The organism is Terrabacter aerolatus (assembly GCF_007991735.1).
Classification (GTDB): Bacteria; Actinomycetota; Actinomycetes; order Actinomycetales; family Dermatophilaceae; genus Terrabacter; species Terrabacter aerolatus.
Genome location: NZ_BJYX01000003.1, coordinates 88,119 through 105,894 on the forward strand (window position 1 = coordinate 88,119; position 17,776 = coordinate 105,894).

General features: G+C 71.9%; 10 protein-coding genes. 3 read left to right on the plus strand and 7 right to left on the minus strand.

Annotated features, from left to right (window positions below):
- Positions 1-29: 29 nt before the first annotated feature.
- The 3 genes from TAE01_RS04255 to TAE01_RS04265 are packed head-to-tail and all read right to left on the minus strand — an operon-like array spanning position 30 to position 2,196.
- Positions 30-1,319, minus strand: coding sequence for a lipid II:glycine glycyltransferase FemX (locus tag TAE01_RS04255; protein ID WP_246111129.1), 1,290 nt, complete (start codon positions 1,317-1,319; stop codon positions 30-32).
- A gap of 24 nt (positions 1,320-1,343) precedes the next feature.
- Positions 1,344-1,841, minus strand: a complete 498-nt coding sequence (locus TAE01_RS04260; RefSeq protein ID WP_147063763.1) for a hypothetical protein — start codon at positions 1,839-1,841, stop codon at positions 1,344-1,346.
- Positions 1,834-2,196, minus strand: coding sequence for a hypothetical protein (locus tag TAE01_RS04265; RefSeq protein ID WP_147063766.1), 363 nt, complete (start codon positions 2,194-2,196; stop codon positions 1,834-1,836). Before TAE01_RS04265 ends, TAE01_RS04260 begins: the two co-directional genes overlap by 8 nt.
- A gap of 128 nt (positions 2,197-2,324) precedes the next feature.
- On the opposite strand from TAE01_RS04265, the gene TAE01_RS04270 reads away from it, so the two are divergent.
- Entirely contained in the window at positions 2,325-3,770 is a 1,446-nt protein-coding gene (locus TAE01_RS04270; protein ID WP_147063768.1) for an ADP-ribosylglycohydrolase family protein, read from the plus strand.
- 100 nt (positions 3,771-3,870) lie between these two features.
- Here TAE01_RS04270 and TAE01_RS04275 read toward each other — a convergent pair whose 3' ends face one another.
- Entirely contained in the window at positions 3,871-7,221 is a 3,351-nt protein-coding gene (locus tag TAE01_RS04275; RefSeq protein WP_147063771.1) for a TM0106 family RecB-like putative nuclease, read from the minus strand.
- A gap of 256 nt (positions 7,222-7,477) precedes the next feature.
- Here TAE01_RS04275 and TAE01_RS04280 point away from each other — a divergent pair, with 256 nt between their 5' ends.
- Entirely contained in the window at positions 7,478-11,452 is a 3,975-nt protein-coding gene (locus TAE01_RS04280; protein WP_147063773.1) for a S8 family serine peptidase, read from the plus strand.
- A gap of 230 nt (positions 11,453-11,682) precedes the next feature.
- Here TAE01_RS04280 and TAE01_RS04285 read toward each other — a convergent pair whose 3' ends face one another.
- The 3 genes from TAE01_RS04285 to TAE01_RS20660 form a co-directional block, all read right to left on the minus strand.
- Positions 11,683-12,270 (minus strand): DoxX family protein, encoded by a 588-nt coding sequence (locus TAE01_RS04285; RefSeq protein WP_147063775.1) that lies wholly within the window; start codon positions 12,268-12,270, stop codon positions 11,683-11,685.
- Between the two features lie 206 nt (positions 12,271-12,476).
- Entirely contained in the window at positions 12,477-13,709 is a 1,233-nt protein-coding gene (locus tag TAE01_RS04290) for an McrC family protein (RefSeq protein WP_147063777.1), read from the minus strand.
- Between the two features lie 30 nt (positions 13,710-13,739).
- Positions 13,740-16,556: an McrB family protein gene (locus TAE01_RS20660; protein ID WP_222594057.1), complete on the minus strand. Its 2,817-nt coding sequence runs from the start codon at positions 16,554-16,556 to the stop codon at positions 13,740-13,742.
- 347 nt (positions 16,557-16,903) lie between these two features.
- On the opposite strand from TAE01_RS20660, the gene TAE01_RS04300 reads away from it, so the two are divergent.
- Positions 16,904-17,533: a DUF6318 family protein gene (locus tag TAE01_RS04300; protein WP_147063780.1), complete on the plus strand. Its 630-nt coding sequence runs from the start codon at positions 16,904-16,906 to the stop codon at positions 17,531-17,533.
- The last annotated feature ends 243 nt before the right edge of the window (positions 17,534-17,776 follow it).

The following is a 17,776-nucleotide window of genomic DNA, read 5'->3' on the forward strand; positions in this document are numbered from 1 at the left end:
CCGTACGTCGACGTGCGGCGAACGGAGCGTCAGATGTCGGCGGCGTCGGGCGTGGCCCGAGCGGCCTTGCGGCGCTTGTTGATCGCGATGCGCGTCGCCATGGCCCGCGCGAACGCGAAGTGCCAGAACCGGCTGATGACGAGCTCACGCTCCCCCACCATCTCGACGACGTCGGCCCCGGCGCCGAGCTTGAAGAGCAGCAGACCGGTGAGCGGGCTCGTCGCCCCGAGCGAGGTGTTGAAGCCACGGAAGTCGTAGGCCTCGCAACCGGCCGCCGCAGCGTCCCGCATCGCCCGCCACTGCAGGGCGTTCGAGGCACGGGCGTCACGGTTGCGCTCGGTCGAGCCGCCGTAGAGGTAGGAGAAGGTCCGGCCGAAACGGATCATCAGCGCCGACGCCAGCACGTCTCCGTCGACGTGGGCCTCGTAGAAGCGTGCCGACACGGCGCGGTCGTCACCGTCACCCTCGGACGCGAACGACCGGGCCATGACGTCGAAGTAGGACTTGGGTCGCGGCAGGAAGTGGTCGCGCTGCGCCGACTCGACGTAGAGGGCGTGGAAGGTGTCGAGCCCCTCGGGACCGACCGTGCGCACCTGGACCCCGGCCTTCTCGGCCTTCTTGACGTTGCGGCGCCACTGCTGGTTCATGCCCTTGAGCAGCTCGGCGTCCGTGCGACCACGAAGGTCGACGACGCACAGGAGTCGGGGCTGTCCCACCGCGACACCGTCGGCGCCCAGCGGGAGCCAGTCGTTGCGGTCGAGCCAGGCCTCCAGGCTCCGGGCGGCGGGGTTGTCGACGGCCGCGGGAAGGCTCGTGAAGCTGAGCAGGCCATTGTCGACGACCTGCTTCTTCACCGGCTCGCGGTCCCAGATGCGGGAGACGACGGGGTAGCCCAGCCGGAGCGCGAAGGCCTTGTTGGCCCGGGCCCACGCGACGAGGGGGTCGAGCCACGGGGCGGGGTCGGTCGCCACGACGTCCCACGGCAGACCGGGCCCCTCGGGCAGGTAGGCGTAGGAGCGGGAGAGGCGCGGGATGGTGCGCGACAGCACGAGACCGGCGCCGACCCGACGGCCCGAGGCGTCGAACCAGCCGAGGTGCGTGCGGCGCCATCCCGCCTTGGCCCGGCCCCAGGCCGGGGTCTGCAGGAAGCTCCCCCCGACCTCGAGGAGCGTCTCGACAGCCTCCTCGGCGCTGATCTCACGCACGGTGAGCGGGCCGGAGACGGGCACGGCCGAGCCAGCCGTCGGCGCGTGCGACACGGGCGGCGCCGGCGACACGGTGGCATCCGGCGACACAGGGGCAGGGGTCTGCTCGGTCATGGCGGCAACCCTAGCGGCGCAGGCTCAGTGCGCCGACCGCGCCACGTCCGCGTCGGAGGCGGCGGTCGCGCGGGCCGTACGGCGGATCCACCAGAGGCCGACGAGCGGCAGCACGAGGGGGACGTAGCCGTAGCCCTGGCCGAAGTGGGACCAGACGGTCTTCTCCGGGAAGGCGACGGGGTCGACGACGCTCCAGATGCCGACCGTGAGCACCCCGACGAGCTCGACGGTCAGGGCGATGGTCGCGAGCCGCACCGAGGCCCGGTCACCGCGAGCCAGCCCCACCGTCGCGACGAGGTAGATGAGCGCGGCGAGGGCCGAGAGCAGGAAGGGGACGGGGGCCCGGTCGAAGTATTCGACGATCTGCAGGATCGAGCGGCCGGTGGCCGCGAGCGCCAGCAGCCCGTAGACGGCCACGAGCAGACGGCCGAAGCCGTGCCCGGTGTGGGGGCGATCGGTGACCGGCCGCGACTCCGGCGAGGCGGCCGGCGAGGACGAGGACGAGGACGTCGGTTCAGGCATTGAGGCTCCAGACCTGTTGCAGGCGGGCGACGAGGATCGCGACGACGAGGGCGCCGCCGAGCACGACGGCCATGGCCCACTGCGTCTTCTCCTTGACGGCGATGACGACGCTCGCCGGGATGACGAGCAGGACGGTGAACAGGTAGGCGATGAAGGTCGCCCGCTCCGCGCCGTCGCCGATGGCGGACGCCTTGGCCAGGCCCACGACGAGCTGGACGAGCAGGGCCACCTCGATGACGGCACCGACGATGATGAGCGGGTCGTCGACGAGGCGGCCACGCAGCAGGTGGTGCGCGGCCAGCACGCCGAGCAGGCCGCTCCCGACGAGCAGCACGACGGTCAGGGGTTGCAGCACGCGAGAAGCCTACGGCGTCGACCGCGCACGACGTACCGGCGCCGCTGGTCGGACCTCCCTCCGCGTGGACGGTCGCGGACGGTAGTTTGCATCCCTGACCACCAGCCCGTCGTGCCCGAGGAGCAGCCGTGCCTATCCGCCCCATCGCCGTCGACCGCGCGGCCGGGGTCCTGCTGGGTGAGGCCTGCGGCGACGCCCTCGGCGTGCCCTACGAGATGGCCGCCCCGCCCGTCGGCGAGGCGGTCATGAAGGGCGGGGGCCTGGGTCCCTACGAGCCGGGCGAGTGGAGCGACGACACCCAGATGACGCTCTGCGTCGCGCGCGTGGCCGCTCAGGGGATCGACCTCGCCTCGCCCGTGGGGCTCGATGCCGTCGCGGAGGCCTTCACCGCCTGGCTGGACGGTGGCGCCACGGACGTCGGCACCCAGACCCGGGCCGTCCTGACCGATGCCAAACAGCTGTCGGGTGCGCCGCACGAGCGTCTGACGCGCGCGAGCGAGGCGCTGCACGCGCGGACCGGCCTGACGGCCGGCAACGGCGCGTTGATGCGCACGCCCATCGTCGGGCTGTCGGCGCTGGACGACCGCGACGCGACGGCCCGGGCCGCACGGGCCATCGCGCTCCTGACGCACGCCGACCCGCTCGCCGGCGACTCGGCGGTGCTGTGGTCCGAGGCGGTCCGCGTGGCCGTCACCGAGGGCCGGCTCGACCTCGCGGCGGGGCTCGACCTCGTCAGCGTCTCCAACGCCGGGCGCTGGGGTGACTGGATCGAGGCAGCGACGGGGGCGGAACCGGGCGGGTTCGGCGACAACGGCTACACGGTCACGGCCCTGCAGGACGCCTGGGCCGCGATCACGACGACCGACCGCGGCGACGGGTCGGCCATGCACCTCCAGCGGGGGCTGCAGGCCGCCGTCCGCGCCGGCCACGACACCGACACCGTCGCCGCCATTGCCGGCTCGCTGCTCGGGGCCCGCTACGGCGCGTCGGCGGTGCCGACGCAGTGGCGTCGCATGGTGCACGGCTGGCCCGGTCTGCGCGCGCACGACGTCGTGGAGCTGGCCGTGTCCACCTCGGTGGGCGGCCGCCGGCACGGCGAGTGGCCGTCGGTGCCGTCGATGGGCGACCCGCAGATCCCCACGCTCGGGACGCCGCACCCCATCGACCCCGACATCGTGCTCGGCACCATCTCGGACCTGGGCCGCGTGCGCGAGCTCGACGTGCAGGCCATCGTCTCCCTCTGCGCCCTAGGCCTCGACGACATCCCGGCCACGGGCATGAGCGCCCGGGACCACATCGAGTTCTGGATCAACGACGAGGAGCAGGAGGAGGGCAACCCGCACCTCGACTTCGTCCTCGACGACGCGTCGTCGGCCCTGCGCCAGTTCCGGGCCGAGGGCAAGCGCGTCCTCGTCCACTGTCGCCAGGGAGTCGCGCGCACCCCGGCCGTCGCGCTGCGGTATGCCGTCGACCTCGGCGTCGCGCCCGAGCTGGCCGAGCGGTCCATCCGCGAGGCGCTGCCCGGGATCCGCGGTGAGGGTCGCCTCTGGGAGGTCGCCGCGCACGGCGCCTGACCACGGCGCCTGACCACGGGGTTCGCGCCACTGGGGGCAGCGCCGCGCACGGAGTCGGGAGACCCGGGACGAGTCGTCGGCGGTGAGCGTCTGGACGGGCTCAGACCGTCTTGGCCTCGTCGACGTAGCGGCACAGCGCGTTGACCGCGCGCAGCTCCTCGGGCGTGTGCACCTCTGCGTCGGTGAGCGACGGGCTGCCGACCACGACGGCCATCGCCCTGGCCCGCGAGATCGCGACGTTGAGACGGTGCAGGTCGTAGAGGAACGGGACCCCGCGCGGCGCGAGAGCAGCCGTCGTGCTCGCCATCGAGTAGATGACGACCGCGCCCTGCTGGCCCTGGAACTTGTCGACCGTGCCGACCCGGGCGCCCTCGGGCAGCTCGGCGGCGAGCGTCGCCACGTGGGCGTTGTAGGGGGCGACGACGAGGATGTCACCGAGGCCGATCGGGCGCGAGTCCCCGTCGGCCGTGGTCCACGTGCCACGCAGCAGGTCCTCGACGAGGCCGCGCACGACGAGCGCCTCCTGACGGCTCGCCTGCTCGCAGAGGACCTCGTGCTCGACGGGCACCCACCGAAGCCCGTCGCCCGACAGGGCACCCGGCGCCTCGACGGAGAGCCGCTCGCGTCCGGGCGCCGACTCGAGGCGGCCCTCGTAGGCGAGCTGGGACACGAAGGCCGTCAGGCTCGGGTGCATCCGGTGGGTGCGGTCGAGGAAGACTCCCCGGTCGGAGGGGATGACGTCGTGGACGATGCCGTCGTCGGTGGTGCGGAGGTGGTCGAGGGCCGACACCCCGGATCCGTGGGGGTGCACCGCCTTGGTCGGCTGCGTCAGCTGCTGCGGGTCGCCGAGCAGGACGAGGGAGCGCGCCGCCGGTGCGACGGCCACGGCGTTGGCGAGCGAGAACTGACCGGCCTCGTCGATGACGAGGACGTCGACGGCGTCGACCATGTCGTCACGCGACCACAGCCAGGCCGTGCCACCGACCAGGGTGGTCGAGCCGTCGGCGAGGGCGACCACGATCGCGGCGTTGTCGGAGGTGTGCCGGACCAGGGCGTCAGGGTCGTCCGGCACGTCGCCCTCCTCGACGTTGGTGCCGTCCTTGTGCCACGCAGGACGAGACACCTCCTCGAGGAGGTTGAGCACCACGGCGTGCGACTGGGCGGTGACGCCGACCCGCAGTCCGGCGTCGAGCAGCTCGCGGATGAGCGCCGACCCCGCATACGTCTTGCCGGTGCCGGGAGGACCCTGCACGGCGAGCACCTCACCGTCGAGCGCTCGGCCCACGCGGACGACGACGTCCTTGGGGGTCTCGTCACCACGAGCAGCGAGCGCGTCACCGGCAGGGACCGAGCGTCCGATGAGCCTCGTGGCGAGGTTGGTGCCCCCGGCGAGCGCCAGCTCACCGGTGCGGGCGATGCTGGCCCGCAGGGCGGCGTCCATCACGGGGCCCGGGCCACCGAGCCCACGCGGACGGGGCGGATCGAGGGATTTCTTCATCGACAGCTCGACCCAGCCCCGGGCGGGGTCGAGTCCCACGACCTTGCCGACGGGAGCGTGGGTGTCGACGTCGGGGACGTACTTGCCGACCGACACCTTGCAGTCCTGCGGCGGGAACGGGTAGCGCCAGACCTTGGAGAGCCTGACGATCCGCATCTCCTCGGGCTCGCCGAGGTCCCCGATCGCGGTGCCGTCCTCGACGAGCTCGGCGGTCTCGAGCTCCTTGTACCGGAAGAAGTCCCACCACTCGGGTCGCTTCTCGCGCCGGTGCCAGCCGACGAGGCCGGCGAGCAGCTCGTGCCCGCCGTCGAGGAGACGTTCGGCGAGGGCGATCTCGGCGCGCTCCTCGTCGGAGATCTCGCGCAGCTGCTCGGGCACGGGTCGTGACAGCGTGTGCCCGGCGCGGCCGAGCTCGTCACGGCGCTCCTCGAGCCAGTCGTGCAGGGCGAGGGTCGAGCGCACGTCCTCCTCGTTGTACCGGCGGATGTCGTCGAGGATGGCCTGGTCTGCGGTGCCGTCGTCGCGTCCGGCGAGCCAGCGTTCGTACTCGACGACGGACGACAGCCCGTCGGCGACACCTGCGCCGTCGGCGGATCGCGTGTGGCCCCAGTAGAACTCCTCGAGCTTCTTGATCGAGTAGGAGCCCTTGCTGATGCGCACCCCCTGGCGGACGACGGCGTAGAGGTCGACGAAGACCTCGTGGCGCAGCAGCTGGTCGAGCTCGGCCTCGCGCGTGGCGTGCTGGCCGACGAGCCGCTTGAGGGCGGTCGTCTCGTAGGGCGCGTAGTGGTAGACGTGCATGTCGGGGTGCTGCCGCCACCGCTCGGTCAGCCAGTCGAGCAGCCCCGACGTGAGGCGTCCCTCCTCGGCGAAGTCGTGGGCCCAGAACTCCACGAACTCGCCCTGCCGGGTCCAGATGCCGGCGAGGTACTCCCGGCCCGCGCCGCCCTCGGCCCAGGGGTCGCCCTCGAAGTCGAGGTAGACGTCGCCCTCGTCGGGCTCGGGCAGCATCTGCAGGCCACGCGCCGGCTCGGGGTCGAGCAGCTCGTACTGCGCCTCGCCCGTCTCGCGTTCGGCGAGCTGGAGCCGGGCCTGCTGGAGCAGCCGCCGCCGCGACGCGGTCGACAGGGCGGGCGCCAGCTCGTCCTCGGTCGACCGCGCCAGCGAGCGCAGCGTCGGGATGCCGAGGTCGATGAGCGCTGCCCGGTGGTCGGCGCGCATGCCGGCGACCTGGATGAGGTCGTCACGGTCCAGCCACTCCTGCGCGCACCGCTCCTTCCACCGGCACTGGCCGCAGTGCTGCACACGGGCCGACTCGGTCTCGCGAGGGCTGGCGATGGCGTCGAGCAGCTCGGCGCGGCGACGGCGGGCGTACGGCGCGACGTCGACGAGGCGCCACGGGTGCGACTCTGCGTCGCCCGTGACGACGGTGAGCCACTGCGGCGCGACCCCCTGGAGCAGCTCGAGGCGCGCGGCATACGTCGCCATCTGGAGCAGGGCGGGCACCTTGAGACGCCGGGCGAGCTTCGTGTCGGCGATGTCGTAGCGCCAGGGCCCGAGGTCGCTCGGCTCCTCGACGCGCAGGAGGAAGTCGGCCAGGCCCACCCAGTGGCCGTCGAAGAAGGTCGCCTGGTAGACGACGTCGACGCCGCGGCGCATGGCATCGAGGGTGGCCGCCTCGGCCGCGGCACCCTTGAGCCCGAGAGCCGCGATGTCCTCGACGACCCGCCCTTCGGCGACGAGCCGGTCGAGGTAGGCCCGCTCGTGCTCGAGGCCCTTGGCGAAGACGAGGTTGAGCGAGTCGTCGGCACCGCTCGCACCCACCCTCACGCCGTCACCGCGCCCTCCCCGAGAGTCCAGCGCCTCGAGGTCGAGGGTCGTGATGTGCGCGCACGCCACGTGCTTCGTCAGGTCCGTGGGACTCAGGACGAGGTGGCCGTCGATGCGCTGCATGCAGGCGAGTATGCCGCGCGGCACCGACAGCCCCGACGCCCCTCGGTCGTCCCCGACGCGACGGAGTGAACGGGTCTGCGCGTCTTCGCACGCCACCGCCCGAACCGGGATAAATTGCACCGGGCGTGGCAGGCAGGTTCGGGGGCGAGCGTCCCCTGCGCACGCGGTGCTGTGGCGCCGCGAGCGAACGGAGCCGCGCGAGGAGGATTCGTTGTCCCACAACAGTCGGGGACCACGGCGCGCGAGCCGTGGCGTGATGTGCACGGTCAGCGCCGGTGCCATCGCGGCGCTGGCCGCCACCAGCCTCGGGGCCGCGCCGGTGTCGGCGAGCCCTGACCCCATCGTCAAGCACCGCAGCGACCGCACGGTGCCCGACCGCGCCACGGGGGCCGGCTCCCTGCGCCTCGGCACCCAGCGGGTGGCGGCCGGCGACAGGGTCGACCAGGCACTTCGCGCGGCCAAGGGTCCGGTCGACGTCATGATCGAGCTCGACGCCGCCCCGGCGACCGCGGCCTTCGGACAGGCCCGGGGGCGCGGGCTGGCAGCGGCACGGACCGCCGGCCGCGTGCAGGCCTCCACCGTCAAGGCCGCCCAGCGCGGCGTCGAGTCCCGCTTCGGCGCGGCTGCGACGCAGGCGCGCACGCTCTACCGCCTCCACACGGCATACGCAGGCATAGCCGTCCGCACGGACGCGTCCAGGCTCGGCTCCCTCGCCGCGATCCCCGGGGTCAAGGCGATCCACCGGCTCACCCCCAAGCAGCCCAGCAACACCTCCTCCGTGCCGCTCATCGGCGCCACCAAGGCCTGGCAGGCCCTCGGGGAGACGGGCAAGGGGGTGCGCATCGGCATCATCGACACCGGCATCGACTACACCCACGCCGACTTCGGCGGACCCGGCACCGTCGAGGCGTTCAAGGCGGCCGGCGCGTCCAACACCTTCACGCCGACGGCCAAGGTCGTCGGCGGGTACGACTTCGCCGGCGACGCCTACAACGCCGACCCGAGCAGCGACACCTTCGACCCCGTCCCCCACCCCGACGCCAACCCGCTCGACTGCAACGGGCACGGCTCGCACGTGGCCGGGACGGCCGCGGGCCTCGGGGTCGCCGCGGACGGCACGACGTGGTCCGGCGGCTACACCGAGGACATCGACCCGACCAGGCTCGAGATCGGTCCCGGCGTCGCGCCCGAGGCGAGCCTCTACGCCCTCAAGGTGTTCGGCTGCGACGGGTCGACCGATGTCGTCGGCCAGGCCCTCGACTGGGCCGCCGACCCCAACGGCGACGGCGACCTCTCCGACCACCTCGACGTCGTCAACATGTCCCTGGGCAGCTCCTACGGATCCCCGCAGGACCCCGACGCCGTTGCCGCGAACAACCTCGCGGCCCTCGGCACCGTCGTCGTCGCCTCCATGGGCAACTCCGGCGACGTCTACGAGGTCGGTGGCTCCCCCGGCAACGCTCCCCGGGTGCTCGCCGTCGCCGCCTCCGACGACGGCAACGACGTCGTGGACGGGCTCAAGGTCGACTCCCCCGCCGGCATCGAGCCGGCCGACACGGTCGACGGCACGCAGGACGACGTCTTCGGCGCGCTCAAGTCCTCCGACTACGACTGGAAGGGCCAGCCGGGCGTGACCGACACCGCGGTGGCCGCCGTCGGCGACTGGTCCACGCCCGCGTCCGCCACGAACAACACGGACGGCTGCGACCCCTACTCGTCCGCGGACGCGGCGAGGATCGCCGGCAAGGTCGTGCTGGAGATGTGGCTCGACGGCAACGGCCGCCGGTGCGGTTCGATCGCCCGAGGCACCAACGCGCAGGCCGCCGGCGCCGCCGGCATCATCTACGGCAGCGACACCAACGCGTTCTCGGCAGGCGTCTCGGGCAGCAAGGTGCTCCCGGCCATGCTCGTCGTCAACCAGGCGACACGCGCCGTCAAGGCTCGGCTCGACGCCGACGCCGAGGTCCGCGTCACGATGACCGACGCCCTGCGTAAATCCGTCACCATCCGCAACCCCAAGGCCGTCGACCAGCTCGCCGGCTTCTCCTCGCGCGGGGTCGGTGTGGCCGGCGACGTCAAGCCCGACGTGGCCGCCCCCGGCGTCACGACCTTCTCCGTCGCCGTCGGCACGGGCCACGAGGGCGTCTCCGAGAGCGGCACGTCCATGGCGTCTCCGCACGTCGCCGGTGAGGCCGCCCTCGTGCGCGGCTCGCACCCGACGTGGTCGGTCGAGGAGGTCAAGGCGGCGATCATGAACACCGCCACCCAGGACGTCTTCGTCGGCCCCGACCACACGGGCGGCGTCTACGGACCCGAGCGCGTCGGGGCCGGACGGGTCGTCGCCGACGCCGCCGTCGCCACCGATACGCTCGCCTACGTCGCCGACGACCCGGGCGCCGTCAGTGTCTCGTTCGGACCTGTCGCCGTCACGACGCCGACGAAGACCCTGACCAAGACGGTGCGGGTCGTCAACAAGCGTCCCCTGCGGGACGTGTCCTACGTCCTGTCCTACGCTCCGGCCCACCCGACCCCGGGAGTGACGTACGCGTTCAGCCCGTCCCAGGTGCGCGTGCCCGCCGGTGGCACGGTCGACGTCAAGGTCACCGCGACCTTCACGAGGTCCGCGCTGCGAGCCGTCACCGACCCCACCACGGCGACCGACCCGCTGGCCCTCGGGATCGCCCGCAGCTATCGCACCGACGCGAGCGGACGCATGGTCCTCGAGCCCGTCGAGGGCACCCCGGACGGCCCGCTCCGCGTGCCGGTGTGGTCGGCGCCGCGACCGGCCTCGACGATGTCGTCTCCCTCGAGCACGACCGTCGTCCACAAGGCCGGGCTGCCGGCCGGGGTCGCGACCTCGATGCTGCCCCTCATGGGGGGTGGTCTCGACCAGGGCAGCGGGTCGACGTCGTACGCGTCGTCGGTCTCGACGTTCCAGCTCCAGGGCGTGAGCCCGCGGCTGCCCACCTGCTCGCCGAGCCAGGTCGTGAGCTGCGTCGGCACGCCTGACGACCGCGGCGCCGACCTGCGCTACGTCGGTGCCGCATCCGATGCACCGCTCGTCGCCGGTCTCGACCAGGCCACGCTGAGCTTCGGGATCAGCACCCACGGCCCGTGGCGCACGCCGGCCTCGTCCACCGAGTTCGACGTCTTCCTCGACACGAACGCGGACGGCACCGCCGACGCCATGGTCTACAACACCCGCATCTCCGGCACCGACGACGAGGACTACTTCGCGTCCGAGCTCGTCGACCTGCGCCCCGGTGCGGGCTACGGCAAGGTCCTCGACGACGTTCTCGTCAACGGCATCGACGGGTCGTTCGACACGAACCTGTTCGACAGCGACTCGCTCGCGATGCCCGTCTCCGTCAAGGTGCTCCGGCAGTCGGGCCTCGTGACGGGCAGCGCACCCCGGGTCCGTTACTGGGTCGGCTCGCTCGCCCAGGGGGTCGCCGTCGACACCGTCGGATCGGCTGCTCGCCCGATGACGATCAGCCTCGCCTCGCCGGGCCTGTCCGCCTACGGCGACTTCGGCACGCTGACGAGCACCGACCTCCCCGGCGAGAGGCTCGAGGTCCGGCGCGACGACGCCTCGGCGAAGGTGGACCAGCCGATGGGCCTGCTCCTGCTGCACCACCTCAACACCGACGGCTCCCGGGCCGCGGTCGTCACGGTGCGCACGACGTCGACGACGAGGCTCACCGCCAGCCCGACGACCTTCACGCAGGGCGGCCGGACGGTGCTCACGGCGGCGGTCACGCCCTCGAGCGCCACGGGCACCGTCGTCTTCCGCAAGAACGGGGCCCTCCTGCGGACGGTCGCGGTCTCGGGCGGCAAGGCCGTCCTGACGGTCAACGGGATGCCCCGCGGCAGCGTCGTCTTCACCGCCACCTACAGCGGTGACGCACGCCTCGCCGGCAGCACGTCGGCAGGGGTCCGGGTCACGGTCAACGGCGTCGCGTCCGCCACGTCGCTGCGCACGAGCAGCACGGCCTACCGCTACGGGGCCCGGCCGACGCTGACGGCGACGGTCGCTCCGTCGAGCGCCACGGGCTCGGTCACCTTCCGTGACGGCACACGGGTGCTCGGCACGTCGTCGGTCTCACAGGGTCGGGCCGTGCTCCGCCTGCCCGTCCTGTCGCGCGGCACGCATTCGGTGACCGCCACGTACAACGGGTCGACGCGCTACAACCCGTCGACCTCCTCGCGGGTGACGCTCCGCGTGAGCTGAGCTGAGCGACCGCACGCACCGTGCCGACGACGTATGCCGTCCGCCCCAGCCGGGCGGGCGGCATACGTCGTCCTCGTGCCTCCCGTGCGTCTGCCGGCGAGCGCCGTCGGCGGCCGCGTCCGCGGGCGCACGGGCAGCAGGAAGGCGGCCCTCCCGGGAGGACCGCCTTGCTGCTCGGGCCCGGAGGCCCGTGCTGGTGACCACGTCAGGGACGGTGGTCACCGACCCACTCACCGCAGGATGCCGTTACCGACGTGGCGGCCCCACCACTTGCCAAGGCCCCAGGTGTCCCCGGCGAGCGTCGTGGCGAGAACCGCGATGCCCAGTGCCTCGATCCAGTGGCTGTCGAAGAGCGGGTTGGTGTACACGCCGGTGGTGCCGAGAGGGAACTCGGCGAGGTACATCAGCGCGAGGAGGAGTGCCCCGGTCCAGGCGGCGAGCTTGAGGCCGGCGCCGGCGAGGAGGGCGATGCCGATGCCGAGGAGGCCGGCCATGAACAGCCAGTCGGCCCACGGACCGGCGATGTTCTTGAAGAAGCCGGCGAACGGGCCCTCAGCGCCCTTCATGAAGCCCTGGGCCGGCGTACCGCCGTGGATCCAGGCCTTGGCCGACGGGGTCATGTAGCCCAAGCCGAACATCTTGTCGAGGAAGGGCCAGAGGAAGGTGAAGCCGAGCACGATACGAAGCCCTGCGAGGAACTTGCGAGCAACGGCCGAGCGGACCACCTCCTCCTGGAAGGTGACGACGCCTTGGGTGGGGTCGTGCGCACTGACTGGCGTGGTGCCTGTGGCGTGCGTGCCGCGAGGGATGGTGCTCATCGAACTCAACTCCAGAACTCGGTGTGTGTTCCGGCAGCTTCTCTGTCGGTACTACAAAGCGTAGTAGTGGGTCCCTCACAGCCGCTACCCATTGCGGTGTGATCTAGGGGACAGCACGCAGCCACCCGAGCACGGCCCGAGGATGGCCCTAGGCCGGCCCGCGACGGTGGGCCCGCGCCCGAGGGGCACGACGCCTCGCGCTGGGTTCAGCGGCGTGCGCGGATGAGCGCCGGGACCTCGAACTCGCCTGGCGCGTCGGCGAGCTCGCGCACCAGGTCGGCGAGCGCGTCGAGCGAACGGCACACGGCGGCATACGACCCGTCGAGGCGGATGGGCCGGCACAGGATGCGCGTCCCGGCGTTGCGGATGACGATCTCCGACTCGGGGGCGCGGTCGCTGTTGCAGTGGACGAGCAGGCCTGTGGGCAGGCCCATGGCGGTCGTGTAGGCCACGAGCTCGAGGTAGTCGCGCGAGGCGACGTAGCCGTCGGCGCCCATGGAGTACTTCGCGTCGCCGACGAGGACGACGTCGCTGCCGCGGCGCACGACGAGGTCCGGGGCCATGGTGAGCGCGCGCCCCTCATCGAGCCACACGTCCTCGTCACGCTCGATACGCATCTCGGGGGCGAGCCGCAGGTCGAGCTCCTGGGCGATCCACCGCTGGAAGAGGTCGTCCATGTCGACCATGAGGCTGTTGGCCTGCTGGTCGCCCGCCTCGTGGCTCAGCGACATCGCCTGCAGCACGAGGCGACTGAGCCGCATCGCGTCCTCGTAGTGCTCGTTGAGTCGCGTGATCGGCAGTGCCGCAGCGTGTTTCGTCGCCGGGGTGTCGGCGACACCGTCGAAGCGGCCGAGGACACGCAGGGCCTCCCGCCGCACGTGCGGCGCGAGCTGGGGCCAGCTGAGCATCGCCTGCAGGGTGCACCGGAAGAGCTGGTTCTCGACGATGTCCGCGGTGAAGTCGTCGAACCGGCACTGGGGCTCGGCCGCGCTCCAGGGACGCCGGGCGAACTCCTCCACGAGCAGCCGGCCGCGGATGGTGCGCATGCGCTCCTCGCGCGGCACGTAGCCGTGCACGAGACCACGCATCGTCGCCGAGTCGATGAGCCGGATCGCGAAGTAGGCGACGCCGTCGATGAGCTCGTCGGTGTCGCTCCACGTCACGTGCTCGTGGTCGAAGGCGTCCGGCGAGACCCCGGCCCCCAGCATGGCGAAGAAGTTCGTGACGGAGACCTTCGGCATGACCCGGACGACGAGTCCGGGCACGGCCAGCGCACCGACCCAGCTCGTCGCGCCGATCGTCACGACGTCGGGGTCGGCCGTCGCGTGGATGACGAGCCGCTCCCCCGCCGCCGTGACGAGGGCCGCACGCGTCTCCCGGGTCAGGCGGACCGGCCCCGAGCGTCCGTGCTCGGGGATGGGGGCGAGCTCGATGGTCATCGGGCGGTCGGCTCCGTGGTCATGGCCCGGTCACGGCCTGGTCAGGTCGAACTGACCGTAGCGCGCCTTGACGTTCTCCCAGCGGAACTGGGCCAGCTCGTGCTCGCGCCCGTACAGCTGGTCCTCGATGAACGGGTAGACGTTGTAGTCCCAGATCCGGCGCAGGGTCGCCTCGTCGCCGTCGAGCCCGGGGCGCATGAAGTAGCTGTGGCCGATCTGCAGGTGCGGGCCGCGCAGGGCCCGGCGCAGGTCCTCGTTGACCCGGTCGACGAGCTCGGCGACCCAGACGGGGCCGTCGTTCGCCTCGAGCCACCGGCGCAGCAGGCCCTCCATCGGCCCGTCGTGCGGCATGAAGGGCACGAAGTCGAAACGGCGTCGCAGGGCGGCGTCGACGAGCGCGATGGAGCGGTCGGCGGTGTTCATCGTGCCGATGAAGTAGAGGTTCGGCGGGAGCTCGAACCCCTCGTCGGGCCGGTAGCTCGTCTTGACCGAGTGCGAGCGGTACTCGAGGAGGAAGAGGAGCTCACCGAAGACGCGGGGCAGGTTGGCGCGGTTGATCTCGTCGATGATCATGATGTGCGGCGTCAGCGGGTCGGCCTCGGCCGCCTCGGCGAGCAGCGCCAGCGGTCCCTTGCGCAGCTCGTAGACCATCTGGCCCTGGTGGTCGATCTGCGGCCGGAAGCCCTCGAAGAAGTCCTCGTAGCTGCTGCTCGGGTGGAACTGGACGATGTCGCGCTTGGCCGGGTCGGGCTGCAGGGCCTGGGCGAAGCGCTGCGCGAGGTAGGTCTTGCCGGTCCCGGGCGGGCCGTAGAAGATGACCTGCTTCTTCTCCTCGAGCAGACCCTGGATCTCGCGGAGGAAGTCCTCCTCGATGAGCAGCTCCGCGGCGGCCTCGCCGAGGGCGTCGTGGTCGGGCATGAGCGCCTTGTCGGAGCGGCGCATGAGCCAGTAGGCGAGCTGCGCCTGGCCCCACGGGTCGTCCGGCAGGAGCGGGTCGAGCGTCTGCTTGAGCAGGGCGTTCGTCTCGACGTGGGTGCGGCCGCGGGACTTGCCGTCCGTCCAGCGCGCGGGGCCGCCGAGCCGCCCGAGCATGGCGATCTTGCCCGAGTCGCCGCCGAGCGTGAAGAGCGGCAGCCAGTGCTCCGGGTGGGCGATGGCGAAGAGCTTGAGCACGACGCTCTCGCCGAAACCCTGGACCGGCACGTCGTCGGAGCCGAGGACGCGGTTGATCCGCTCCTCGTCGCGCCCCTCGCCCCAGAGCAGGTTGCGGACCATGACGCGCAGCTCGTCGATGCCGGCGGCGTCGAGGGCGTTGATGCTGCTGATGAGGACGGACTGGCCGCCGATGTCGCCGTAGCCGCGGGTGGAGACGATCCGCTTGAAGGTCGGCAGGTCGAAGTCCTCGAGGCCCTCGCGCGAGAGGCAGGCGGCGAAGACGCGGCGCTGCTCCTGGTGCCAGGCGTCGCGCTCGCTCGGGTAGGGCCGCTCGGTCCTGAAGATCTCGACCTCGGTGTCGAGGTCGACCATGGCGGCGAGCTCGAGGCTGGGGTCGTCGAGCGGGCCCCGCTGGCTCGACGTCATGAACCGCAGCAGCGGCGTCAGCGCGCGGGCGGTGGTCAGGATCTCGTCGGCGAAGTCGGCGCGCCCGACCGCCTCCTCGCCCTTCCACCAGCGACCGACGAACGTCTCGCCGCCGGGGTACTCGCGGCCCACGGGCTCGAGCCGGTCGGGGCGGCCGTCCTCGTGGACGCGCAGGAAGGTCAGGCCGCGGGGCAGGTGCTCCTGGACGATGGTGCCGACCTCGCGGTGCTGCTGGTCGGACTCGCCCTCCCAGCCACCGTGGAGGCCGAACGCGACACCGGACGGCGTGACCCAGAGCCGGAAGCCGGGGGCACCGGCGCCCCCGACGAGGATCCACGCGGCATACAGGTCGGACCGGTAGGCGGTGTCCTCGCCCGCGTGCTGCTGGAGCGCGAGCGTGGGGGCCTCGAGGTAGAGGCCGGTCTCGGCGGAGAGCCGCTCGATGAGGCTGTCGGAGATGTGGTCGGCCTCGCCGCGGAGCTGGCGGGCCAGGTCGGCGGCGCGCTCCTCGCGCCGCGCCTCGCCGTAGCCGGTCGACGAGCGGAAGTCGGCGGCGATCTCGGCCGCCTCGACACACACGTCGAGCGCCCGCGGGGCGATGCCGACGAAGGCGCCCGACTCCTTGAGGTACCAGAGGATGCGGGCGGCGTACTTCGGGTCGTCGGGTCGCAGGGCGCCACACAGGTCGGCGAAGGCGACGTAGCGCTCGGCGTGGCTCAGGCCGCGCTCGAGCCACCCGAGCCGCTGGAGCATGTGCGGGGCGTTCTCCCACATGAGCGGCCACTCGCCGCCGTCGTCGGTCGACCAGAAGAGCGAGAGGACGTATGCCGTGTGGCCCGGTCCCGGGGCGCGGTGCCCGCGGGAGCCGCCGCGGGCGAGGAAGGCCTCCATCGCCTGGAGCTTGTCAGCGGCGTCCTGCGGGGAGGCAGGCGTCTGGAGGGTGAGCTTGAGCAGACCGACGACCTCGGCGTACTCCTCCTCGGCGCGGCGCACGAGGGCGGCGAGCCAGGGGCCGCCGACGGGTCCGAATCCGACGTAGGGACCGTCCTTGCGGGTCCACTGGTTCATCGCCTCCTTGAAGGCGACGAGGTCGCTGGAGGCGACGAGGTCGGCGAGGATCTCGCGCAGCTCCCCGTTGCGGGCGCCGCGCTCCGAATCGAGCTCGGCGAAGAGGGCCTGCGCGTCCTTGTCCGCCTCGGCCGCCCGCTCGATGAGGGCGTACTTGGCGCGCCAACGCTTGACGTCGACGGTGTCAGTGCGAGACATGAGGCTCCTTGCACGCCCACTTCTAGGACGCATAGCTACTGCGCGCGTGGAGGTGCGTGCAGGACCGCGAGAAGGTTACCTGCCAGTCGCCCGTGCTTCGAAACTCGCGGGGTGTCGTCGTCGGTCCCCAGGCATCGCAGCGTCGAACGGCCCCTGACGGCAGCGAGAGGCCTCCATTCTTACCCGACCGGGTGCGTGGCTGGCGCGCGGGGGCCTGTGGATGACCGCCTGCGCCCGGGATGCGGGAGCGTGAGGATGGTCGTAGGTTGCCGTGCAGGAACGAGGGCCCCGAACTGCCCTCCCGAGCACGCAACAGCACGATGATCGACGATCGACAGGGGACGCCGATGACCGCCGCCGTACGCCAGCACCGACACCGCACGCTCTTGCCGTATGCCGCCGCCGGCCTCGCCGCCGCGCTGCTCGGGGCCTGCACCAGCGGGGACCCCGGGACGACGGTCACGACCGCTCCCCCGGCCGCATCGACGACGACCTCCACGTCGGCGGCCCCTTCGACGACGTCAACTGCTCCCAGCCCCACGACGTCCGTCGACCCCGTCTTGGCCCGAATCCCCGACGCCGCCCGCGCAAGAACAGCTGCGGGAGCCCAGGCCTTCGCAAGATTCTTTATTGAGTCCCTGAATGCTGGCGCGTCCAAGCCCGACTCCAGAGTGCTCGCTGGCCTCTTCGCTCCAAGCTGCGAGACATGTCAGGCGATGTACAAATCACTGAAGATTCTTGAGACCAAGAAGCAGCGCCACACCGGCGACTCGATCCGGGTTAGCGCGACAAGCTCCCTAACCTTCTCGACGTCGGCAGCTCAAGTGCTTATCGATGTTGAGCAGAAGTCCGTGGATGTGGTGGACTCGAAAGGTGCCACTGTGAGGCGAACAGCTGATGGGCCAGGAACTTTCGTGATGTCCATATCGCTCAACGGCGGACACTGGATAGCAACCAAGCTGCAGACAGCATCATGATGCGGGCTGCGTGCGCCCTCCTGGCGGCCTTGGCTTTAAGCGTGGTCGCGGCGCCGACATATGCCTTGGGGAGTGACCCCTGCGATGACGCTTGGGTCGACTGCGGAACCACCGGCGACGGCGCCTTCGCTGACCTGCTGCCGCGAGACAAAGTAAGGGCGTTGCCAAAATATCCAGGCGACTCGGGCGGCGTCGTGATCGTAGATCGAGATAAGCATCTGCCTATTTACGAATACAGGTCTC

What these genes read in the sequence shown, in the direction of transcription:
- TAE01_RS04255 (WP_246111129.1), bottom strand. Translation starts at nt 1,319, where the DNA reads ATGACCGAGCAGACCCCTGCCCCTGTGTCGCCGGATGCCACCGTGTCG.
- TAE01_RS04260 (WP_147063763.1), bottom strand. Translation starts at nt 1,841, where the DNA reads ATGCCTGAACCGACGTCCTCGTCCTCGTCCTCGCCGGCCGCCTCGCCG.
- TAE01_RS04275 (WP_147063771.1), bottom strand. Translation starts at nt 7,221, where the DNA reads ATGCAGCGCATCGACGGCCACCTCGTCCTGAGTCCCACGGACCTGACG.
- TAE01_RS04280 (WP_147063773.1), top strand. Translation starts at nt 7,478, where the DNA reads ATGTGCACGGTCAGCGCCGGTGCCATCGCGGCGCTGGCCGCCACCAGC.
- TAE01_RS04285 (WP_147063775.1), bottom strand. Translation starts at nt 12,270, where the DNA reads ATGAGCACCATCCCTCGCGGCACGCACGCCACAGGCACCACGCCAGTC.
- TAE01_RS04290 (WP_147063777.1), bottom strand. Translation starts at nt 13,709, where the DNA reads ATGACCATCGAGCTCGCCCCCATCCCCGAGCACGGACGCTCGGGGCCG.
- TAE01_RS20660 (WP_222594057.1), bottom strand. Translation starts at nt 16,556, where the DNA reads ATGTCTCGCACTGACACCGTCGACGTCAAGCGTTGGCGCGCCAAGTAC.
- TAE01_RS04300 (WP_147063780.1), top strand. Translation starts at nt 16,904, where the DNA reads ATGACCGCCGCCGTACGCCAGCACCGACACCGCACGCTCTTGCCGTAT.